22 protein-coding genes are annotated in these 19,495 nt (G+C 37.4%); 10 read left to right on the top strand and 12 right to left on the bottom strand.

Features of this window, described 5'->3' with window-relative positions; genetic code table 11:
• Window positions 1–92 precede the first annotated feature (92 nt).
• Complete coding sequence (locus tag FGL31_RS27885; RefSeq protein WP_138091389.1) at window positions 93–368, top strand: universal stress protein; 276 nt, start codon at window positions 93–95, stop codon at window positions 366–368.
• A complete protein-coding gene (locus FGL31_RS10865) occupies window positions 353–958 on the top strand; it encodes a universal stress protein (RefSeq protein WP_138091387.1) in 606 nt (201 codons plus the stop codon). The genes FGL31_RS27885 and FGL31_RS10865 overlap by 16 nt, the downstream gene beginning before the upstream one ends.
• A 37-nt stretch (window positions 959–995) precedes the next feature.
• Here FGL31_RS10865 and FGL31_RS10860 read toward each other — a convergent pair whose 3' ends face one another.
• From FGL31_RS10860 to FGL31_RS10815, 12 genes are all read right to left on the bottom strand, one after another.
• Entirely contained in the window at window positions 996–3,446 is a 2,451-nt protein-coding gene (locus FGL31_RS10860) for a phosphocholine-specific phospholipase C (protein ID WP_138091385.1), read from the bottom strand.
• Window positions 3,447–3,605: 159 nt separating this feature from the next.
• Window positions 3,606–5,483 (bottom strand): RagB/SusD family nutrient uptake outer membrane protein, encoded by a 1,878-nt coding sequence (locus FGL31_RS10855; RefSeq protein WP_138091383.1) that lies wholly within the window; start codon window positions 5,481–5,483, stop codon window positions 3,606–3,608.
• An 11-nt stretch (window positions 5,484–5,494) separates the two neighbouring features.
• Window positions 5,495–7,150 carry a SusC/RagA family TonB-linked outer membrane protein gene (locus FGL31_RS27880; RefSeq protein WP_262709240.1) on the bottom strand — a complete coding sequence of 552 codons (1,656 nt, stop codon included), beginning with the start codon at window positions 7,148–7,150 and terminating at the stop codon, window positions 5,495–5,497.
• The gene (locus tag FGL31_RS27875; RefSeq protein WP_197734201.1) at window positions 7,128–8,678 is read right to left on the bottom strand and encodes a SusC/RagA family TonB-linked outer membrane protein; all 1,551 of its coding nucleotides are present in this window, start codon (window positions 8,676–8,678) and stop codon (window positions 7,128–7,130) included. Before FGL31_RS27875 ends, FGL31_RS27880 begins: the two co-directional genes overlap by 23 nt.
• Window positions 8,679–9,362: 684 nt before the next feature.
• Complete coding sequence (locus FGL31_RS10845) at window positions 9,363–10,103, bottom strand: dienelactone hydrolase family protein (protein WP_138091381.1); 741 nt, start codon at window positions 10,101–10,103, stop codon at window positions 9,363–9,365.
• A gap of 23 nt (window positions 10,104–10,126) precedes the next feature.
• Window positions 10,127–11,131, bottom strand: coding sequence for an alpha/beta fold hydrolase (locus FGL31_RS10840; protein ID WP_138091379.1), 1,005 nt, complete (start codon window positions 11,129–11,131; stop codon window positions 10,127–10,129).
• A gap of 6 nt (window positions 11,132–11,137) precedes the next feature.
• On the bottom strand, window positions 11,138–11,449 hold the full coding sequence (locus FGL31_RS23475) for an NAD-binding protein (RefSeq protein WP_232046624.1): 312 nt from the start codon (window positions 11,447–11,449) through the stop codon (window positions 11,138–11,140).
• 28 nt (window positions 11,450–11,477) lie between these two features.
• Window positions 11,478–11,999, bottom strand: a complete 522-nt coding sequence (locus tag FGL31_RS23470) for an NAD(P)-dependent oxidoreductase (protein WP_197734199.1) — start codon at window positions 11,997–11,999, stop codon at window positions 11,478–11,480.
• Between the two features lie 8 nt (window positions 12,000–12,007).
• Complete coding sequence (locus FGL31_RS10830) at window positions 12,008–13,123, bottom strand: aldo/keto reductase (RefSeq protein WP_138091377.1); 1,116 nt, start codon at window positions 13,121–13,123, stop codon at window positions 12,008–12,010.
• A gap of 109 nt (window positions 13,124–13,232) precedes the next feature.
• Window positions 13,233–13,430: a YdeI/OmpD-associated family protein gene (locus tag FGL31_RS29875; RefSeq protein ID WP_138091375.1), complete on the bottom strand. Its 198-nt coding sequence runs from the start codon at window positions 13,428–13,430 to the stop codon at window positions 13,233–13,235.
• Window positions 13,384–14,169, bottom strand: a complete 786-nt coding sequence (locus FGL31_RS10820) for a DUF1801 domain-containing protein (protein ID WP_138091373.1) — start codon at window positions 14,167–14,169, stop codon at window positions 13,384–13,386. The genes FGL31_RS29875 and FGL31_RS10820 overlap by 47 nt, the downstream gene beginning before the upstream one ends.
• A gap of 3 nt (window positions 14,170–14,172) precedes the next feature.
• Window positions 14,173–14,631, bottom strand: a complete 459-nt coding sequence (locus FGL31_RS10815) for an SRPBCC domain-containing protein (protein ID WP_138091371.1) — start codon at window positions 14,629–14,631, stop codon at window positions 14,173–14,175.
• A 154-nt stretch (window positions 14,632–14,785) separates the two neighbouring features.
• On the opposite strand from FGL31_RS10815, the gene FGL31_RS10810 reads away from it, so the two are divergent.
• The 8 genes from FGL31_RS10810 to FGL31_RS10775 all read left to right on the top strand — a co-directional run bounded on the left by FGL31_RS10810 (window position 14,786) and on the right by FGL31_RS10775 (window position 19,494).
• On the top strand, window positions 14,786–15,205 hold the full coding sequence (locus tag FGL31_RS10810; RefSeq protein ID WP_138091369.1) for an SRPBCC family protein: 420 nt from the start codon (window positions 14,786–14,788) through the stop codon (window positions 15,203–15,205).
• 4 nt (window positions 15,206–15,209) lie between these two features.
• A complete protein-coding gene (locus tag FGL31_RS10805; protein ID WP_138091367.1) occupies window positions 15,210–15,605 on the top strand; it encodes a VOC family protein in 396 nt (131 codons plus the stop codon).
• A 1-nt stretch (window position 15,606) separates the two neighbouring features.
• Window positions 15,607–16,059: an SRPBCC family protein gene (locus FGL31_RS10800; RefSeq protein ID WP_138091365.1), complete on the top strand. Its 453-nt coding sequence runs from the start codon at window positions 15,607–15,609 to the stop codon at window positions 16,057–16,059.
• Between the two features lie 2 nt (window positions 16,060–16,061).
• Window positions 16,062–16,493 (top strand): DUF1801 domain-containing protein, encoded by a 432-nt coding sequence (locus FGL31_RS10795; protein WP_099372224.1) that lies wholly within the window; start codon window positions 16,062–16,064, stop codon window positions 16,491–16,493.
• Between the two features lie 68 nt (window positions 16,494–16,561).
• Entirely contained in the window at window positions 16,562–16,978 is a 417-nt protein-coding gene (locus FGL31_RS10790) for a DUF6157 family protein (RefSeq protein ID WP_138091363.1), read from the top strand.
• Window positions 16,979–17,994: 1,016 nt separating this feature from the next.
• Window positions 17,995–18,477, top strand: a complete 483-nt coding sequence (locus FGL31_RS10785) for an SRPBCC family protein (RefSeq protein ID WP_138091361.1) — start codon at window positions 17,995–17,997, stop codon at window positions 18,475–18,477.
• An 81-nt stretch (window positions 18,478–18,558) separates the two neighbouring features.
• Window positions 18,559–19,005, top strand: a complete 447-nt coding sequence (locus FGL31_RS10780) for a VOC family protein (RefSeq protein ID WP_138091359.1) — start codon at window positions 18,559–18,561, stop codon at window positions 19,003–19,005.
• 84 nt (window positions 19,006–19,089) lie between these two features.
• Window positions 19,090–19,494: a hypothetical protein gene (locus FGL31_RS10775; RefSeq protein ID WP_138091357.1), complete on the top strand. Its 405-nt coding sequence runs from the start codon at window positions 19,090–19,092 to the stop codon at window positions 19,492–19,494.
• The last annotated feature ends 1 nt before the right edge of the window (window position 19,495 follow it).

Below are 19,495 nucleotides of genomic sequence, written 5' to 3'. Positions count from 1 at the left end.
AAATTTGATGACACTTATCACTTTTAAGTATTGAATCTCAATAAAAAATTATTTCGTAAATTAGATAGACATTCATAACCTTATTGTATCCTATGAAAAATTCCATCCTTTTACCTACAGACTTTTCAGAAAATGCATGGGTAGCCACTAATTATGCAGCAGAATTGGCGAATAAATTCAATTTTGATTTACATATTCTGCATGTATATCAAACTTTTGGAAAAATTTTAGGCACTGCAGAATTCAATGAGGTAGTCGCTAAACATAATGAAGACGCTGCTTTCAGTGAGATGGATAAGTGGGAACACAAAGTGAAAACTAAATATCCCAACTACAGGTCTCATTTGCCTGCATGGATGGAAATCTGACGGATACTGTCCTTAAGGTAGCAGAAGAAAATCACGTTGCCTTTATTGTAATGGGCACCAAAGGAGAAGGAGGATTTAAAGGCTATGTTTTGGGAAGCAATACCTTTGAATTAATTCAGCATTCGCCTATTGGCGTGATCGCTGTTCCGCAAGATTATAAAGAATTCAAATTTCAAAAAGTCGGTATACTTACGAATTTCAAAAATCAAGAATTAGAATTACTAGAAAGCTTTATAAACCGTACAAGCCCTGGATTGGACTTAACTCTATTGCATGTAACCGAAAATAGAAGAAATATTGACACAGAAAATATTCTTTTTTGGCAGGATAGAATTGTTAAACAAATGGGAATAAACAGCATCGAGTATAGAAGTAAGGAAATGATAAACCGTATTGATATCAATGAACCTATACCATATATTATCAATCAAATGATAGCCGAGGAAGGAATCGATATTTTATTGGTTACCTATACTCGGAAGAGTTTTTTTGCAAGTCTTTTTTTCAAAAGATCTGGCAAAAACCATTGCCAATGGCTTAAGTATCCCAACTTATTTTTTGAAAAATTAATTTACTGTGGTGTTTGTTAGTAACCACCACAGTAAAAAATATCTATTTATAGTTGCACTAAACTACGCCTCCCATCAAAGAGTCTGTAACACTTGGTTTCCCATTTTCAACATGCCCAGCAAATCTCAAATAAAGACTCGGATCTTGTTTCGATGTAACCTCAAAATCATACCACCCATGTGAATCTTGAAGAGACCAAGATTGTTCTGAATTTTTATTTGCTCTTATAGTCTTTCCTTTCCTACCATAAGAGGCATCTCTTATTTGTAATTCAACCTTTGATTTGCTTGTAATTTGAAAAACATCTTTTTTGCCGAGGGTCTTTGATAAAACTGAAGGAAAGCTTGATTTCACATTGCCCTTGAATGCTCTGTAAAATCCATTAGGACCATGTACAGAGAAACAGAAAGTTTCGTTTTTGATATCTGACAAATCAATTTCATAATGCAGAGGTTCGGAAGAATTTACAGCAAAATTCCAGGTTCTACCAATCTCATTAGAATTGCCATAAGCTGTATGGGATATTAATTGAAATGGCACCCCAACTTCCTTTGTTTGAGGCAGCTCACCTTTAATTAAAAATTCAAATCTCAGCTTGCCTGATTCAACGCTCATGTTAACATCCAAATCGTATGGAATGGCACATGCAGGTTTAGTACCTTTCTCTTGCAGGTTTAAGCTGGTATTTGCTGAAAGATTATTCTGAATCGAAGCCAGACTGCCAATTGATTTGGCCTCAAAATTTCCTGGAGCTGATTTTTCTCTTGCAGAATAAATACGCTCTACATATTTATTACGATTTACAAAATCAATTGCAGGGCGCTGAACATCTGGCAAGGGTCTAAAAGCAGAAGTTAAGTTGCCACAAACCAACCGCCTCCATTCTGTTAGATTTGATTCGACAACAGATTTGTTGTGCTTTTTTTGAATAAAATGTTCCAAGAACTGCAAAGTTGAGGTATGATCAAAGACTTCTGAATTGACCCATCCCCCTTTTGACCATGGAGAAGCAATCACCATCGGTACTCGATATCCTAAGCCGATAGGGCTATCATGTAAAGCCACCGTTTTACCGGTTCTTTTATTTTCCTGATCAACTGTTACATATTCATCCTCAGTCTTCAAGCCCTTCGGAACTGCACCTGTCCCCTCTTTATTGGTCAATGGAGGAACAAATGGAGAAATATGATCAAAATAACCATCATTTTCATCATAGGTCAGTATAAAAATGGTCTTCTTCCAAACCTCAGGATTAGCCGTTAAAATATCTAAGGTTTCTGAAACATACCACGCTCCAAACCATGGTGAGCTCGGATGGTCCGAAAAACGACAAGGTGCAACCAACCAAGAAACCGTCGGTAGGTTACCAGATTTGACATCTTCCCGAAACTGGTGAAAAATATCTCCTTTCGGTACTTGTATTTTTTGACCATCAGGACCATCAATCTCTGTTAACTGATGATAATCTGCTGCTTTTACATTTGTAGTAAATGCACGCAAATGAATCTCTTGCTCCTGCTGGCTCAATTTCTTAAAATTCTCTGGAGAATATTGCTCTACATCAGATTTATACCCGTTTAATTCTTTGACAACTTTTTCATATGCCTCTTGATTAGCAAATTTCGCCACGGTCAATAGATGCTCAATTTCCTTTACTTTCTTTTGGGCAAATGCATAATATGCAGGATGAAATTTTACCTGATACTGTTTATGAAATTCAAGGTTATTATCTGTGAAATTTGCCAACCAATCTTCTTCCTCGCCCTCAAAACCAACTTGTAAACTCAGTTCATTTTGATAGACTTTCCAAGGAATACCAGCTTCCTGTAGACGTTCTGGGTAGGTCTTCCAAGAAACATCCTTATAATTTATCTGATAATTGTCGACATGCGCAGTAGATTCTGGATTAAAAGGTTCCTCACGGATAGTACCTGACCAAAAATAAGATCTATTGGCACTAGTTCCTGTCAATGATGAACAGAAGTGTTGGTCACAAACTGTAAATGCATCTGCAAAGGCATAGTAGAATGGAATATCTTTCCGTTCATAATAACCCATCGTCAATGGGATATGCTTATATTCAGGATCACCAGGTCTTTTGGCTTCGAGCCAATTATTCATTTTTCCCTCATTCCTAGCCATGACCATGTCGCGCCAACCATGTGGAAGATCCCCCATCCAAGTAGCTCTTGTGTTGACAATGTCAAGATGGAATGGCGAATAAATCTCTTCGGTTTTATTTTGCTGAAACCAAACTGGTAAACCATTCGGCTGACGCATGGCTCTTGGATCATTAAATCCACGAACTCCCTTTAATGTCCCAAAACAGTGATCAAAAGAACGGTTTTCCTGCATCAAAAAAACAATATGCTCCGCATCCAAGTAGCTGCTGCCAGGATTTGCATCAATCGCTAAGGCGCGTTGTATAGATTCAGGTATGAAATTGATTGCTGCAGTTGCTCCTGCCAACATAGAGGCTTTTTTGATAAATTCTCTCCTAGTATCCATTAAAATCAGTTTAGGTCGCTAATCTACAATTTATATCAGTTGAAAATTCAATTTAACCAATTCAACCATAAAATTTAATCGAAACTTAGTAAATCCTTAACATTTTTACACAAAAAAGCCCAACCTTACGGTTGGGCCAATCTATATACTTACCTAATCCTATTGGTAACCAGGATTTTGTACTAATTTGGTATTCCTGTTGATCTCATCACGGTTGAATGAAGTGAAATACATCTTGTCATTCCAACTTCTATTTTCAATCCCTGGGTTCAAGTTACTAACTGTATAAGTATAAGTGTAATTGTTAGGGTCATACTTATAAACTGCTACCGTTTTACCTGGTTTCAAAGCACCGAAAATATTGACCAAAGTTACCTTACGGCCTAATGTAGTCGGAGCAATCATCCAACGTCTCGCATCAAAAAAGCGGTGCTCTTCATAAGCTAACTCAATCCTTCTTTCATTTCTGTATCTATCTTTCAATGCAGCTCCTGCATCTGTAATAGCTGGCATACCAGCACGGAAACGAATTTTGTTTAACCAAGTTTTTGCTTCAGCTTCTTCACCTAACTCAATACAAGCCTCTACATAGTTCAAAACCGCCTCAGTATAGCGTAATAACGGCCATGGAATTTGCTGTCTTGTATTTTGGTCTTCTATTCTTGGGTTTGGATCTACGAATTTTCTGTAATAATAACCTGTATATGAACCATTCCAATCTTCGATAGGGCTATTTCTAGTATCTAATCCAGGAATAACTCTCTTTGTTCCTGAACCACTACCTACTTCATATCTACCTGTCTGGATTTGATTTGCTGGATCTCTCTGTGCAACATCCGCAGTCCTTGGTTTCCAGTTGGAACCATCATGACTAATGGTAGCATAAAAACGTGGATCGCGATTCGTATAAGGTGCTGCTTTATGAGCTGCATTGTCCCAACTAAACTTCACGCCAGTACGCATCTCATAATCATCAACCAATAATTGAACTGGAGAATTTCCAGACCAGTTATGGTAACCATTTGGACCATTGTCACGGCCAACCCATCCCCCACGCTCATCTTTAATATCCTTAAAGAATCTACCTAAGATCAAATCTTTCTTGCCATCAACATTCGCAACGTTACTACCACCGCCCATGGCAATATCCATATAATTGGCAGTACCTTCTTCTGCAGTAGCAGGAGCAGTTAAGTCTAACTTATAAGCATAGTCTAACTTCGTCAAAACGACTTTGGCAGCATCTCTAGCTTTTCTCCATCTTTCTGCGCGGTTACCAGAAACATAACCTAGGAATTCAGGATTAGAATAACTGCTAATAGTAGCAGACTTGGCTTTCGCCGTTGGCACATCGTGTAAATCACTCGCAGCATAGGTCAATACCCTAGCCTTTAACGCAAAGGCAGCTACATCACTGGCGCGACCATCTTCCTTTGCCAAACCTGTCAACAATGTAGATGCTGAATCACAATCGCTTACAATCTGATTTACACATTCTTCGTAGGTATTACGGTCTGCTAAAAAGTCTGTATCTTCTAGTTTGTATACTTTTTTAATGATTGGAACTGCTCCGTAAAAACGCAATAGTTGCTGGTAGAAATATGCACGTAAGAAATAAGCCTCTCCCAATAATGCGTTGGCTTTGTCCTTATCGTCAAATTGTGGATTTCGCAAATTTTGAATCGCCACGTTGCTTGCACGGATTCTTTCATACATATTACCATATGAATACGTATCCATAATATAGCCTTGGTCTGCTGCATTCGATCTACTTTCAGTAACCGTATTAATACCACGACCAGGGTGAGTAAAGAAAGCTTCATCGGTCATTGAAGCCATTTGTTGCTCGTAAAAACCTCCTACTCCAAACCCATTGTATATTTCAAATACAAAGGCTTGAGCTAGCGCAGGATCTGCCCACACTAGTTCCTGTGGAACTTCGTCCAATGGTTCTGTACTGACAAAGTCGTCATTACATGAAGTCAATAATCCAACGAAGGCCAAGGATATATATCGTAAATTATTTTTTAATTTCATAAAATCAATTATTAAAAGGAAACCATTATGCCTGAATTGATAATTCTTGCTTGTGGATAATAATGTCCCAAAGCATTGCTTGATTCAGGATCCAATACTTTATTCTTGCTCCATGTAAGTAAGTTTTGTCCGCTCAAGAAAATACGAGCACTGGAGATACCTGTTTTTTCCAACCATGTAGTGGAAAAATTATAACCTAACTCCACATTTTTTAAACGCAAATAATTGGAGCTTCTCAACCAATACGTATTATTATTGGAGTAATATTGATCACTACGGTCTGTAATTCGCGGATACTCACTGCTTGGATTATCAAGAGTCCATCTATTCTCATAGAAATCCAACAAGAAGTTACCTATAGCACCTGACTCGTCCGTACCTACTCGTTGTTCCGCTCCTGTGGCTCCTTGAAACAGGATTGCTAAATCAAAATTCTTGTAATTAAAACCAAAATTAATACCTCCTTGGAATGTAGGTACATTATTCATATCTCTACGTACACGATCATTAGGCGTAATCTTACCATCTCCATCATAGTCTTCATATTTCATGTCTCCCGGACGAAGATTTCCAGTAATGTCAGAGTAATCTATCGTATTAGCATCGATTTCTGCCTGATCTCTAAAAACTCCAGCATAGTTATAATACAAGCCTGCATTTATTGCTCTGCCTGTACTTTTTTGCCATTCTGGAGCACCTGGTGCCTCATCCCAAAAGATGATTTTGTTCTTAGCATAACCCCCATTAATCGCAACATTGAATCCTAATTCACCAAATGTTTCGCGGTAACCCAAGCTTACATCAAATCCTGAATTATCTACTTTACCAATGTTCTCTGCTGGTAAGCTCATACCGGTACTTTGTGGAATAGAAGCATTTCTTTGCCACAAGATACTTTCGCGACTATTCTTGAATAAGTCGATTTCAGCATTGAACTTGCCATCCATAAACTGAAAATCAAAACCTAAGTTATAGTTATTGGCAACTTCCCAAGTAATGAATTTATTTGGAACACGACTCTCCATTAAAGATTTTACCATGGCATCATTGATTATGTAGGTACCAAATCCATAAGTGGAGAAATACTGATACTCTTGCAACTCATCATTATAGTAAACATTATCATTACCCATCTGTCCATATGATGCACGTATTTTGAAATAGTTTACAAATGGTACGTTGTCTTTCCAGAAATCTTCTTCTGAAACCACCCATCCTAACATGGCTCCTGGGAAGAACCCATAGCGAGTATCCTTTGGAAACATATAAGAACCGTCCACACGCCATAATAATTCTGCGATATATTTACCTTTGTAATTGTAGTTCGCACGACCAAAATAATTTAAACGCGCTCGCTCCCATGCTGCCCCACCATTGTCTTTTTCAGCATCTCCCCCAGCAAACATATAATCGATATCATTAGAAATAAAGAATCTACGAAAAGCTGAAAAATTGTCATTACGAATGGTTTCTCGGTTCACACCAGCAAGGATGTTGAATGTATGGTCACCGATTACTTTATCATAATTTACAACCGCACCTAATAAGACATTTAATTGATCTTCATTACTTTGCGTCAAACGAGGATCTGCAGGCCCCCTTTTCGCTTCTGATAATTTTGGTGTAACACCATCTGCCTCATATTCATTGTTTTGCCATGAATACAGGAACCAAGGTGTTTCCCATTTTTTTATTGTTTCTAATATATTTATCTACGGCAGCTGTACCTGTTACTTTCAGCCCTTCGACACCTGGAATTTGGATATCGATCTGTCCATTGGTTTGGAAGTAGTACCGTTTATTACGATCGTACCCAGAAGCATCTGTGGAGATGACAACAGGGTTTTCACCGTTCTCAATATCAGGTCCTGGCATTCCATTCGGCCAATAAGCTGGCATGGTAGGGTTACCGCGCATCGTCATACGGAAAATAGTTCCAGCCGATTTCGTAGGAAAACTTCTGTCCTCCTGCCTTCCCATCATGCCAAATTGTAACTTGACATATTTGTTAACGTTGGCATCTAAATTTAAGCGGATATCATATTGCTTATATCCATTCGCAGAATTCTTATAATATCCATCTTGATTTAGATATCCCAATGACATCAAATATCGGAAGTCTTCAGAGCCTCCATCCAATTGAAGATTATGTTTCGCTTGTGGAGACCAATTTTTTAGAGTTTCCTTGTACCAATCGGTGTTGGGATGACCCCAAGGATCTGATCCATCAGCAAATTTTTGGATATCTTCTTGGGTAAATGGAGCACTCAGAATATCACCGTTTGGTTTGGTGTAAGATCCAGTATTCAAGAATGCATCAGTAGCTGCTTGCCATTCTTCCACTGGTAATTTATAAATTTCCAGTTCATTCCGCAGTTCTGCGTATTGACTTGCATCTGCTAATTTAGGAATAACAGTTGGCTGGGAAAAACCTTGATTAAAGGTGTAAGAAAGGGTTGGTTTTCCAGTTTTACCGCGTTTGGTAGTTACCAGGACCACCCCATTTGCTGCACGGGCACCGTAAATTGCTGCAGATGCATCTTTTAATACGGAGATGTTTTCGATATCTGCAGGATTCAGACGTTCGAAACCGCCGGCCCGAGCTGGAACTCCATCGATTACGATCAGTGGTGATGAGTCACCCAGAGTGTTCGATCCACGGATACGAATACCTGATCCATCCTCACCAGGCTCACCACTGCGGTTTACAGCAGTAACCCCTGCTATACGACCAGCAATAGTATTGGATAAATTGACAGCAGGAGATTTCTTAAGTTCATCCCCTTTTACTGCAGATACAGCACCCGTAACGGTTGCTTTCTTCTGCGTACCATAACCAACAACAACAACTTCATCAATATTGTCTGACGTTGCAGTCAGCTCCATATTAACGGTTGTTTGGTTGGAAACTGCAACTTCCCGACTTTCCATCCCGATCGATGAAAAAACTAAGGTAGCAGAACCTGGAACTCCTTCCAGTTCATAATTTCCTTGGTCATCGGTGGTAGTTGCTTGGTTAGTACCTTTCACAGTAACAGTTACTCCAGCCAAGGGTTGACCAGATGAAATGTCTTTAACTGTTCCGCGAACGGTAATTTGTTCTTGCCAATACGATGCATAGGTTTGTTGCATCTTTGGCCAAATGGGCAAATGCGGTGGTGGAACTGATGCCAAGAAGCATACTAATCCCTCCAATCCGAAGCATTTTAATCCCATTCTTTCCATTGAAAAGATGGCGGCGTTTAACCATAGAATTAAGGCGTTTAAGTTATTATAGATTTATGTTTAGTAGCCCTAAGATAGGTAAATGAACATGCTTTTTGATACCCACTAATGGAAAAAATGGCTTTTTCTTTTATTTTTTTAACCTATTAAATAATAAAATGTAGATATAACAATTCCTAAACCATTGGAAATCATAATGTTAAAATTTTCATAAATTTTTATGGAATTTTATAAATATTGTAACAATTTGCTGATTTATTGAAATATCTTAAAATTAGCTCAATCAGATAAACACGTTAACACTTTTCAGAATAAAATAATTAAAATGAAATTAATAAAATTTTAACATTAATTATTGATTTTAACAGGTTATATATTAATTTAGAAGAAATAAACCAGTATTTTAAATATATAAGGATGAAAATTATTTTATTAACCCTTTTCTTTATGAAATCCTTTATTTTAACAGCGTTATATTCTTATTATAATTATACGTTGACAAGCGAATGGATTATGTTTTTAGCTTTGTTGATAACCTCAATATTTTATCTATCCATATTTCGAAAATCTAGGAAAAGAACTTTTAGGCACTATTCAAATTCACAAAAAAAAGCCACCGTATGGTAGCTTTACTGTAAGCTGAGTCAACTTACCTTATTTTAGTATTTCATCTAAAAACATAAGCGTATGGTTCCATGCGCGTTTCGCCATTACTGGATTGTAATCTGCTGACTCAGGATTTGTAAAAGTATGCTTAGAATTTGCATAGGTGATGATCTGCCAATCTGCCTTTCCCTCGTTCAATTCTTTAACCAGTCCATCATAATCTTCTGGCTTTACCGAAGCGTCATCAGCAGGATGTTCTACCAATACTTTACTCTTGATTTCAACATTAGGACGATCGGCAGCCTTTGCCAAACCTCCATGAATACATACAACACCTTCAACAGGCAAACCTCCCCTTGCAGCTTCCAAGGCACCAGTTCCTCCAAAACAATAACCAATAACCGCTATCTTGGTAGCACCTGATTTTTTCAGTTCATCTAAAGCAGCTTGGATTCTTCCTTGGTAAGATTTATAATCCTTCTTGTATTGAGAAGATAATTTTGAAGATCCAGCATTGTCAGTTGGTGTGTTGCCAACACCATATATGTCAGCTATAAATGCGATATAACCTTGCTTCTCCAAAGCAATCGCGGCATCTTTTGCCTCTTGATCGATTCCTTTCCAAGCTGGAAGTATCAATACGCCAGGTAAATTTTGACCTGAATTATTGGTAACCATCCCCTTCAATTCTTGGTTACCATCTTTATAGTTCACCTCTTTCAATTCCTGAGCAATAACCATATTTCCCAATAGGATGCTCATTAAAACTAGAATAGCCTGTGTTTTCATGTTTAGATATTTTTAAGTTTAATTTATTTGGCCAAAAACTTCAATAAGGGTTGTATAAACCTTTCGAACACCTCGATATGAGGAAGATGACCTACATTATCCAACTCTACCAATTCAGAGCCTTTTATTTTCTTTTGAGTCTCTTTACCCAAAATTTGATATTGACCCATCTTATTTTGAATCTCAGGATCCTTGACCCTGTCTTTTCCGATAGCAGTTCTATCTCGAGTCCCAATGATTAATAAGGTAGGTAAATCCAAATCTTGGAACTCATAAACTACAGGTTGTGTGAAAACCATGTCGGTAGTCAAAGCATTGTTCCAGGCTACCTTTTTATAATTAGAGTCTTTCACCCAGCCCGTTAATAAATAAACCCATTCATCGTATTCTGGCTTCCACTTATTATCGTAATAGAATTTCAATTGATAAGCTTTTGTACTTTCGTAATTAGCCTTTAATTCAGTCTGATAGCTTTCATCTATTGTAATGTATGGAGCATATAACTTCCAATCCTCTAAACCAATAGGGTTTTCAAGGATCAATTTCTCCACCTTCTCCGGATACATAAGCGTATACCTAGTTGCCAACATACCACCCATGGAATGACCTAATAGTGAAAATTTATCTATGCCCAAATGCTTGATGACCTGATCAGTATTGTATGCCAATTGCTGAAAACTATACTGATAAGAATCAGGTTTTGAAGACTTTCCGAAACCGATTTGATCCGGAACCACTACTCGGTAACCATTTTTTGTTAATGCCTCAATGGTTGTCTTCCAGTATGCACCATTAAAATTTTTCCCATGCAATAATACTATGGTTTTGCCATTGGAATTACTGCTCGGCTTTACATCCATGTAAAACATCTTCAGATCTTGTTGCTGATTGGGCGTAAGATCAATCGAATCTACAGGATAAGGATAGGTATAATTAGAAAGATTAATATCTAAAACAGATCGGCCATCTTGAGCATAAATGGTGGAACAACTTAATAAGATAATAAGGATATAATAAATCTTTCTCATGTTGTATTAATTAGGTTTTTTATCTTCCATAAATGGAATAACACTCATTACGTCATAAGTAGCAAAACCTGCATCTTTAGCTCCCTGATAAGTTTTTAAAACACTATCTGTCAATGGGTATTTCGCACCTGCCTCAACAGCTAGTTTCACATCTTTCAACATCAAATCGATTGAAAATGCAGCCGGATATTCATCCTTGATGATCATAGATGTCTTTACTTTGGAAGCTCCACTTCCACTTGCACTTTCATTTATTATGCTCATCATGTTTTCACGAGAAATCCCCATCTTTTCAGCAAACAAAACCGTCTCGGCCATGCCTTGATAGAGGATCGACAAATAATAATTAATACATAATTTCGCATTGACACCCCTGACCATTTGCACCCATATATTTTACCTCCTTGCCCATGATTTCCAAATAAGGCAAAACTTTCTTCTCATCCGCTTCATCACCGCCGACCATAAATATTAAGGTCCCATCCTTTGCCGGCTGCGTACTTCCGGCAACAGGCGCATCGATAAAACTTGCTCCTTTCAATTTAGTGGTTTCTGAAATGGCTTTGGAGGCATCTTGTGAAATGGTACTCATATCCACAAACAATTTACCAGCAATGTCCATGGACAGAATGGTTTCATAAACAGCATGTACAGCATCATCATTGGTCAACATCGTGAAAATAATATCGCACTCCTTTACAAGTGAATAAATATCATTACAAGGGATACTCTTTACAGAGAAATCATTCATCTTTTCAGGAGTCCTGTTATAAACATACAAAGGTACCCCTGCTTGTTCCAAATTCTTGGCCATTGGTTTACCCATGTTTCCAAGACCTATAAACCCGATTTTATCTTTATATTCCATACCGCAATTTAAGCATTTGGAACGGGAGCTGCCTCAATGATCAATTTTTCACTTTTCAGTTCATCCCAAAATCCTTTCGGCACCTTCGCATCAAATGATGCCGCATTTTCTTTAGCCTGTTCTCCTGAACTCGCACCAGGAATAACTGCTGATACTACATCAGGTGCCGCAGAGAATTGAAGGGCCGCAGTCCGCAAATCAACCTGATGATTCGCTGCAACTCTTTCTAACTTTTCTAATTTCTCAGCCGCAAATGCCGGGATATCTTTCCCATATAAATATCTAGGACGACCCGCTAAAAATCCTGCACACAATGGCGCTCCCACAACAATAGACATCCCTTTTTCGGCTATTTTAGGAAATACTTGCTTTAAATCGTCTTCATATTTGATCAATGAATATTGGCATGCCGAGAGAAAAATATCGGGATCTGCAACCTCAATGGTCTTTAAGATCGGCTCTATCGTATTAACTCCCAATCCCCAACCTTTGATCAATCCTTCTTCCCTCATTTTGGTCAACTCCTTGAATGCTCCGTTTTTCGCAGTCTCAAAATATTGTAACCAATCCTTTCCCATATCACCATTATCGGGTGAAAGGTCATGGACAAAAACAATATCCAATGAACCAATGCCCAAGCGTTGCAAACTATCCTCTACTGATTTCCTAGCTCCTTCAGCAGAATAATCATAGGTATATGAAGCATTCATCTGTCCGCCCCACATCAATCCTTTCTGCTTATAATTATCATGAGGAACCAATAATCTCCCAATTTTTGTGGAAATGGTATACTCATCCTTCAACTTATCTTTTAAATACAGACCCATTCTACGCTCACTGATGCCAAGGCCATACCAAGGCGAAGTATCAAAATATCTAACCCCAGAATTCCATGCTTGGTCCAATGCTTCATGTGCAGCAATATCCCCATGATCTACATTAAATCCGTTTCCAATGGCTACTCCTCCAAATCCACTCATGGTTTTTGGACGAAATTTATTCGTTTGTGTTGTTTTACTCATAGTTTTTGTATTTCCAATCAAATCAGTCGGTAATTTGCTGTTTCCAACAGCCAAACCTCCTCCTAATAATATACTTTGCGTAATAAAATTCCTTCTATCCATCGTTTAGGTGATATAATTTTAATATGTCAGTGATTATAATCTATATTAAGAACAGACTTTATAAAGATTTGTTGTATTAAAACAAAAAAAGCCTATCATTATGATAGACTTACTTTTTGTATTTGTCATGCAATCCTTTCCCTGCAAGGACCAAAGAAATTATTTTTTCAACCCTTGAAATTTTTGTTTTTTCCTGCTTTGCTTCCTCAATATATTCCGCATATTCCTTCTGCTTTCCGGGAGTAAGTTGGTAATAAGATTCATGAAATTTTTTTATCCTTGTCCAAATACTCTTTAAGTATCCCACTTACCTCTTTTGCTGGAGTTTTTGTTGGTTTAATTTCTTTTCCATCTCTAACCGTTTGTACAGATTCCTCAATATAGGCTAGGATATCCTTTTCTTTCATATCCCTCACATCGGTAAACCTCCACTGCCGCAATGATTTGGTTTTTCCTTCCGATGCTGTTACTAAAACATTTAATTTATCCTCCAGAAATACACCATTATAAAACCATAATGAAAAGAACTCTTTAAACCCTCCCCATCCGATTATATTTTTACCATTGAAAGTGTAAACATCAGTGCCCCATTTGATCTCTTTTTTTAATGGAGTTTTAGTCCTAGACATCAAATCACTCATGAATTCTTGACACTCATCCCATTTTGAGTTTTTATGTTCCCAACTCGGATATTTCTTTTCCTTCAAGAGCTCTGCATTAAACCTTACGATATCAGAGATTAACTTTTCAGGAAGTGGTGAATCCAACGGAAATTGAACAGCCCCTTTTGAAGTTTTGAATGACTTCAATTCAGGTTCAAAATGGTTGATTGCTGCAGTACCGGGATATAAACCCAAATGGTTCTTGAACATAGCAAAGTGAATCAAGTTGCCATTATAACGAAAAGTAGGCATCTTATAATTGATAGTCTCCTTAGAATCTTGTGGTGCCGCCTGCTTGATAATAGAATATACATCACGAAGGTATTCCTTTTGTTTACCTTCAAACTCTTCTATATATTCAGCAATATTAGTGAAATCGCTCATACATTAATTTTGGGGTCTCATAAAATCAAAAGCACCTTTTCGTAGGTTAATACCATATTCCAAACTTGCTTTTAGGCACGCCAAGAAGTTTGACCACCCTTCAGTCTGACCAATAGCTTGTTGAATTCCTTCATCATTCATAGGCATAAAGCTCTCTTTAATACGGACCACTGTAAATATATCTTTATAGGCTTCCAAGAAAACCTCCACTTTCATGCCTTCTGCACCACCACTCCAATCAAAGGAAATATATTCATAAGGGCGAATATCAATTCCCTTGACTGGAAATATATCATCAAATTCCGGAAATTTCCACTCCACTGTTACCCCTTCTTCAAGCCTACCTGAAGATTTCTCAATAAAATAATTACTCATTTTATCTGGATCTATGATTGCCTCAAAAACCTCCTCAATAGGTTTTAAAATCTCTATGGATGCCCTGGCTGTTAAAAAATCATTCATAATATCTTTTTTTTATATTTCTAATAAACAAACTAAAATCTAATTTAGGGCTAAAAAAATCTTAATTTCATTTTTGTACAAGTTTTTCTTGCCATATGGCAAGAAAGATTAAAAATTATAATCCTATTTTCGAATAACACTAATAAACTATAAAATGGAAAAGAAAAGAATCCACATCGAATCCCTGATCAATGCACCTTTGGACCTTGTTTGGGATACCTATAATAATCCCGAAGATATTAAACAATGGAACCACGCATCAGATGACTTGCACTGCCCCTCTTCACAGAATGATTTGCGTGTGGGTGGAAAGTTCAACAACAAAATGGCAGCTAAAGATGGTAGTTTTGAATTTGATTTCGAAGGAACTTATACAGAGGTAACTCCAAAAAACAGTATTTCTTATGTCCTTGGCGATAACAGAACAACTGACATGAAATTTCAAGACGAAAATGGAAAGACAAAGGTTCTGATTGATTTTGACGCTGAAGAAACTAATCCGGAAGAAATGCAACGGGAAGGATGGCAATCTATATTAGACAATTTCAAAAAACATGTAGAGAGCAAAGCTTAAAATTATGTCTGAAAAAAAATATAAAGTTGGACAGATCGTTTGGGCTGACCTCACGACTAATCAAGCAGATTCCCTAAAAGAGTTCTATAAAGATGTGCTAGGCTGGAAAGAATTTCCTGTAGCAATGAAGGATGGTGAAGAATTATATAATGATTATGCCATGCTGATCGATGAGAAAGAACCCGCTGGTGGAATTTGCAATCAACGTGGCGTAAATGCTGACATACCGCCACAATGGATTATGTATGTATGTGTAGAAGATGTAGATGCCACTTTGAAAACAGCAATGGAAAAAGGTGGAAAATTAATCCATGAAAGCAAAAAACCAGACGGAACTCTAAATTATGTCATTGTCCAAGATCCTGCAGGAGCAGTATTTGGATTCGGAAAATTTCAATAACATGAAAACAATATATTTTACAACAACAATCGAAGCTGATCCACGAAAAGTTTATGACTTAATGTTAGGTCATGATACATATAGAGAATGGACTAAACCATTTAGCCCTACTTCTGGTATCAAAGGAAATTGGGAAGAAGGTTCAAAAATGTTCTTTACCTCAACCGACCAAGATGGTCTTGAAGCAGGTATGATTTCTATGGTTGACAAAAATATTCCAGCAGAAATAGTTATTATCAGGCATATTGGAATGTTTAATCATATTGGTGAGCTGTATGAAGGTGAAATGATAGATAATTGGAAAAACGCCCTCGAAGTATACCGGTTTAAAAAAATAGATGGAGAAACAGAATTGATCTGCTCTGTGGAGGTTTCCGCTGATGAAGATGCAAATATGTTTGATGAATCTTGGCCCGAAGCTTTACGTCTATTAAAAGAAATCTGCGAAAAATAATTATGGCCAAGCTAAAAACCCAATTCACCGCAGTGGATGTTGAAGAATTCATCAACAACCTGGACAATGAACAAAAGAAAAAAGATTCCTTTGAATTAATAGAATTGATGGAAAAAGCAACTGGCGAAAAAGCCAAGATGTTTGGTCCTACAATTATAGGTTTTGGTCAGTATCATTATAAGTATGCAAGTGGACACGAGGGTGATGCGCCCCTGCTAGGGTTCTCACCCCGCAAGGCGGCCATTTCTTTGTATGTCACAACCGGTTGTGATGACCAAAAACAATATCTAGAAGGATTGGGAAAATATAAAATGGCAAAAGCTTGCATTTATATTAAAAAACTAGATGATATAAATATTGAAGTTCTTAATAAGATCATGAAAGAATCAATTGAGTTCGTTTCAAATAAATACGAAAGAATTAATCCTAAATAATATTACTGTTGACATACCTTTGTCAGATAGACCTCTTAAATTAGAATATAATTTAATGAAGGAATACTATGAAACAACATACTACAAACTATTTCAACACATTGATCACGGTTGCCGAAGACTGTAAAGCTTTGAAAGGCGAAATGCCACCAGTTAAAATCGATAAACTAACTGTAGCCAACCTCCAATTTGACCGTCTGATAAAACATCCTAATAAAATTAATTCCGATGACCTAATATTCGATGTCTTCGCAGAAAGAAATGAAATCCTTGAAGATGATATCGAATCAGAAAGAACAAAATTCTATTCCAAAGGTCAAGCATGCCTGCGAACCTCTCCCCTCGCCAAAACTTATGGATGGGGAATATATTATGACCAAGAAGGTAAAATTAGATTAATTGATAGTGCGTCTGAAGAATATGAAAAAATGTTGAAGGACGACAAAATCAAGAAATTACCAGCAATGAGGTCATCCAAAAAATAAGATTCCCGGAAATAATAGTATAATTTTTTAAGGCACAAGTCAGGCCAACCTGCAACTCAAAGCGCTAAGACTTGCACTAACAATGCTGACGATGGTTGGTTGTAACTATTCTAGAAGTTATTCGGTCATCCAACCCTGTAGGGGTGTCACTATTATAGAATTGACATTACATTACCATTCAACCCTGTAGGGGTGTAACTATTATAGGAAAAATATGGCCATACACCGCAAAACCCCATCGGGGTTAAATGCCGGAGGCATGAAATATCTCTTAAATGCCGTAGGCATGTAATATCTATAGAAATGAAATCGCGTAAAAAACCAACGCCGTAGGTGTGGCATGTTTGCTAAATTCCCTTAACTTAATGACATTGCCTGATGGGGTGAGGTCGCCGTGGCAGGTGTCCCCACCTGCCACATAATAGAGCTATCTTTCAAACCAAATCACACCTATGGGGTGTAACTATTCTAGAAGTTACCCGTTCATCCAACCTTGTAGGGGTGTAAATATTATAGAAATGATTATACAACGCAATTTAACCCTGTAGGGGTGTAACTATTATAGAAATGATTATACAACGCAATTTAACCCTGTAGGGGTGTAACTATAAATTGCTGGTTATAAAATAGCTATCCATGTTGCCGAAAAATCTAAAATCCTGTAATTCGACAAAATAGTTTCTTGAGCTAAAGCTCAAGAATGACACGCATTCCTGTTGGGGACTAAGGGGGAATTGGGCGGGGAAGTGTGCTCTGCGGCGCACACTTCCCCGCCCAATTCCCCCTCACTAAACGAACGAGCGTGTCATTCCCTCTCGTAAGAGAGGGAAACTATTTAGTAAACTATTCACAGCTGTTTTGAATGAGCGAAGTTTACTTTCCTCAGTGGCATTTATCCCCACCTACCACAACCACCCCAATTAATTTTTCAATTCTTGTCTTATGACAAGTGTATTTCTTCCATTTCACCATAACTTAGTATTAGAAAATGAAGGATCACATTAATTAATACTATCATGGAAAAGAAATTTAATTATCAGATCAACGACAGAGAAGTCATCATCACGCGACCATTCGAAGCCGCTCACACGAATGTGTGGGAAGCCTTCACAGACAGCAGGATTCTTGATCAATGGTGGGCTCCGAAACCATGGAATTGCCATACTAAAAGTCAAGAATTCAAAGTAAATGGCCGATGGCTATATTATATGGAAGGACCAAATGGCGAAAGGCACTACTCCTATTTTGATTACAAATCCATTGATCCGCAAAACTCCTTTTCAGGACTTGATGGATTCTGTGATGAAAACGGAAACTCAACCGAGGACCAACCAAGTTCTGAATGGAAAATCACCTTCAGCTCTGACAAGGGAATCTGTACAATGAAAGCTAGCTGCCAATACCCGGATGAGGAAACAATGAAAACATTCCTCGACATGGGATTTCTAGAAGGTTTCGAAACAGGCCTTAACCAACTCGAAGAGTTATTAAAAAGATAATCTAACTGACATATAGCTGTCACTAGACCACCTTATTTTTATAATATTAAACAAAAACATAAACCACAAAATTTTAAGATTATGGCAAAGGTACATGCTTATTTAAACTTCAATGGAGATTGTAACCAAGCTTTTGATTTTTATCAAAAAGTATTCAACTCTGAAAGATTAGGAACATACTTTTACGATGATATTCCTGCAGAACCAAATCAACCACCACTACCTGAAGATGCAAAGGGCAAGGTGATGCACACTGCGGTGAAAATCAACAATGAAACAATGTTGATGGGTTCTGATGTCGTAGAAGGATTTGGACATGCTCTGACTAATGGAAACTCCACTTACATCATGCTTGATGTCGAAAGCCCTGAAGAGGCAAAACAATACTATGATGCCCTGTCTGAAGGTGCTAGAGTGATGGAAATGGAACTGGGAGAAACATTCTTCGCAGAACTATATTCATCTTTCCAAGACAAATTCGGAATCAATTGGATGATTCACTTTGAAGGAAACAAGAAAATGGGATAAGGAAAATCCTTGTTTTTCACACTGGATTATAATGAGAACAGTGGTAAACTCCCGGGTTTATCACTGTTAATTAAATGATTTGGAATGGATAATATAATCTTTAGAGCGGGAAACAACATTGCAATCAAAATACCGATTGAACTTTATGAGGAAACACTCCACTTCTACCGAGATATCCTGCTTTTAGAAACCGAAGAACAACAAATTGATCATCCAAGTATTATTAAGTCAACCAAAGTAAAATTTGGAGACATTAATCTTTGGTTGGATGCAGTACCCCAGAAAAAAGAAACTAAGATCTACCTTGAACTCAATACCAATCAAATGCAAAATGCGTTGGATTATTTAAACGCCAATAAAATCCAAATCGCTGCAGATGAAGACGAACAGAGTCCAGATATACAATGGATCAAAGATCCTGCTGGAAATACACTGCTATTACATACTAATAATCTAGATAATCAAGATCCAAAAATTAAGATTATCTAAA

Origin of the sequence: Sphingobacterium daejeonense (assembly GCF_901472535.1) — a bacterium.
In the GTDB taxonomy this organism is placed as follows: domain Bacteria; phylum Bacteroidota; class Bacteroidia; order Sphingobacteriales; family Sphingobacteriaceae; genus Sphingobacterium; species Sphingobacterium daejeonense.
The sequence above is the reverse complement of the archived record's forward strand: the minus strand, read 5'-3'. Positions and strand labels throughout refer to the sequence as shown.

Bases quoted from the DNA above. Each gene is read 5' to 3' on its own strand.
- FGL31_RS10775 (WP_138091357.1), top strand. From the start codon at position 19,090: ATGGATAATATAATCTTTAGAGCGGGAAACAACATTGCAATCAAAATA.
- FGL31_RS10845 (WP_138091381.1), bottom strand. From the start codon at position 10,103: ATGAAAACACAGGCTATTCTAGTTTTAATGAGCATCCTATTGGGAAAT.
- FGL31_RS10810 (WP_138091369.1), top strand. From the start codon at position 14,786: ATGGAAAAGAAAAGAATCCACATCGAATCCCTGATCAATGCACCTTTG.
- FGL31_RS23470 (WP_197734199.1), bottom strand. From the start codon at position 11,999: ATGGAATATAAAGATAAAATCGGGTTTATAGGTCTTGGAAACATGGGT.
- FGL31_RS10785 (WP_138091361.1), top strand. From the start codon at position 17,995: ATGGAAAAGAAATTTAATTATCAGATCAACGACAGAGAAGTCATCATC.
- FGL31_RS10795 (WP_099372224.1), top strand. From the start codon at position 16,062: ATGGCCAAGCTAAAAACCCAATTCACCGCAGTGGATGTTGAAGAATTC.
- FGL31_RS10830 (WP_138091377.1), bottom strand. From the start codon at position 13,123: ATGGATAGAAGGAATTTTATTACGCAAAGTATATTATTAGGAGGAGGT.
- FGL31_RS10815 (WP_138091371.1), bottom strand. From the start codon at position 14,631: ATGAATGATTTTTTAACAGCCAGGGCATCCATAGAGATTTTAAAACCT.
- FGL31_RS10780 (WP_138091359.1), top strand. From the start codon at position 18,559: ATGGCAAAGGTACATGCTTATTTAAACTTCAATGGAGATTGTAACCAA.
- FGL31_RS10840 (WP_138091379.1), bottom strand. From the start codon at position 11,131: ATGAGAAAGATTTATTATATCCTTATTATCTTATTAAGTTGTTCCACC.
- FGL31_RS10805 (WP_138091367.1), top strand. From the start codon at position 15,210: ATGTCTGAAAAAAAATATAAAGTTGGACAGATCGTTTGGGCTGACCTC.
- FGL31_RS10790 (WP_138091363.1), top strand. From the start codon at position 16,562: ATGAAACAACATACTACAAACTATTTCAACACATTGATCACGGTTGCC.
- FGL31_RS10855 (WP_138091383.1), bottom strand. From the start codon at position 5,483: ATGAAATTAAAAAATAATTTACGATATATATCCTTGGCCTTCGTTGGA.
- FGL31_RS10865 (WP_138091387.1), top strand. From the start codon at position 353: ATGGATGGAAATCTGACGGATACTGTCCTTAAGGTAGCAGAAGAAAAT.
- FGL31_RS10820 (WP_138091373.1), bottom strand. From the start codon at position 14,169: ATGAGCGATTTCACTAATATTGCTGAATATATAGAAGAGTTTGAAGGT.
- FGL31_RS23475 (WP_232046624.1), bottom strand. From the start codon at position 11,449: ATGGCCGAGACGGTTTTGTTTGCTGAAAAGATGGGGATTTCTCGTGAA.
- FGL31_RS27885 (WP_138091389.1), top strand. From the start codon at position 93: ATGAAAAATTCCATCCTTTTACCTACAGACTTTTCAGAAAATGCATGG.
- FGL31_RS10860 (WP_138091385.1), bottom strand. From the start codon at position 3,446: ATGGATACTAGGAGAGAATTTATCAAAAAAGCCTCTATGTTGGCAGGA.
- FGL31_RS10800 (WP_138091365.1), top strand. From the start codon at position 15,607: ATGAAAACAATATATTTTACAACAACAATCGAAGCTGATCCACGAAAA.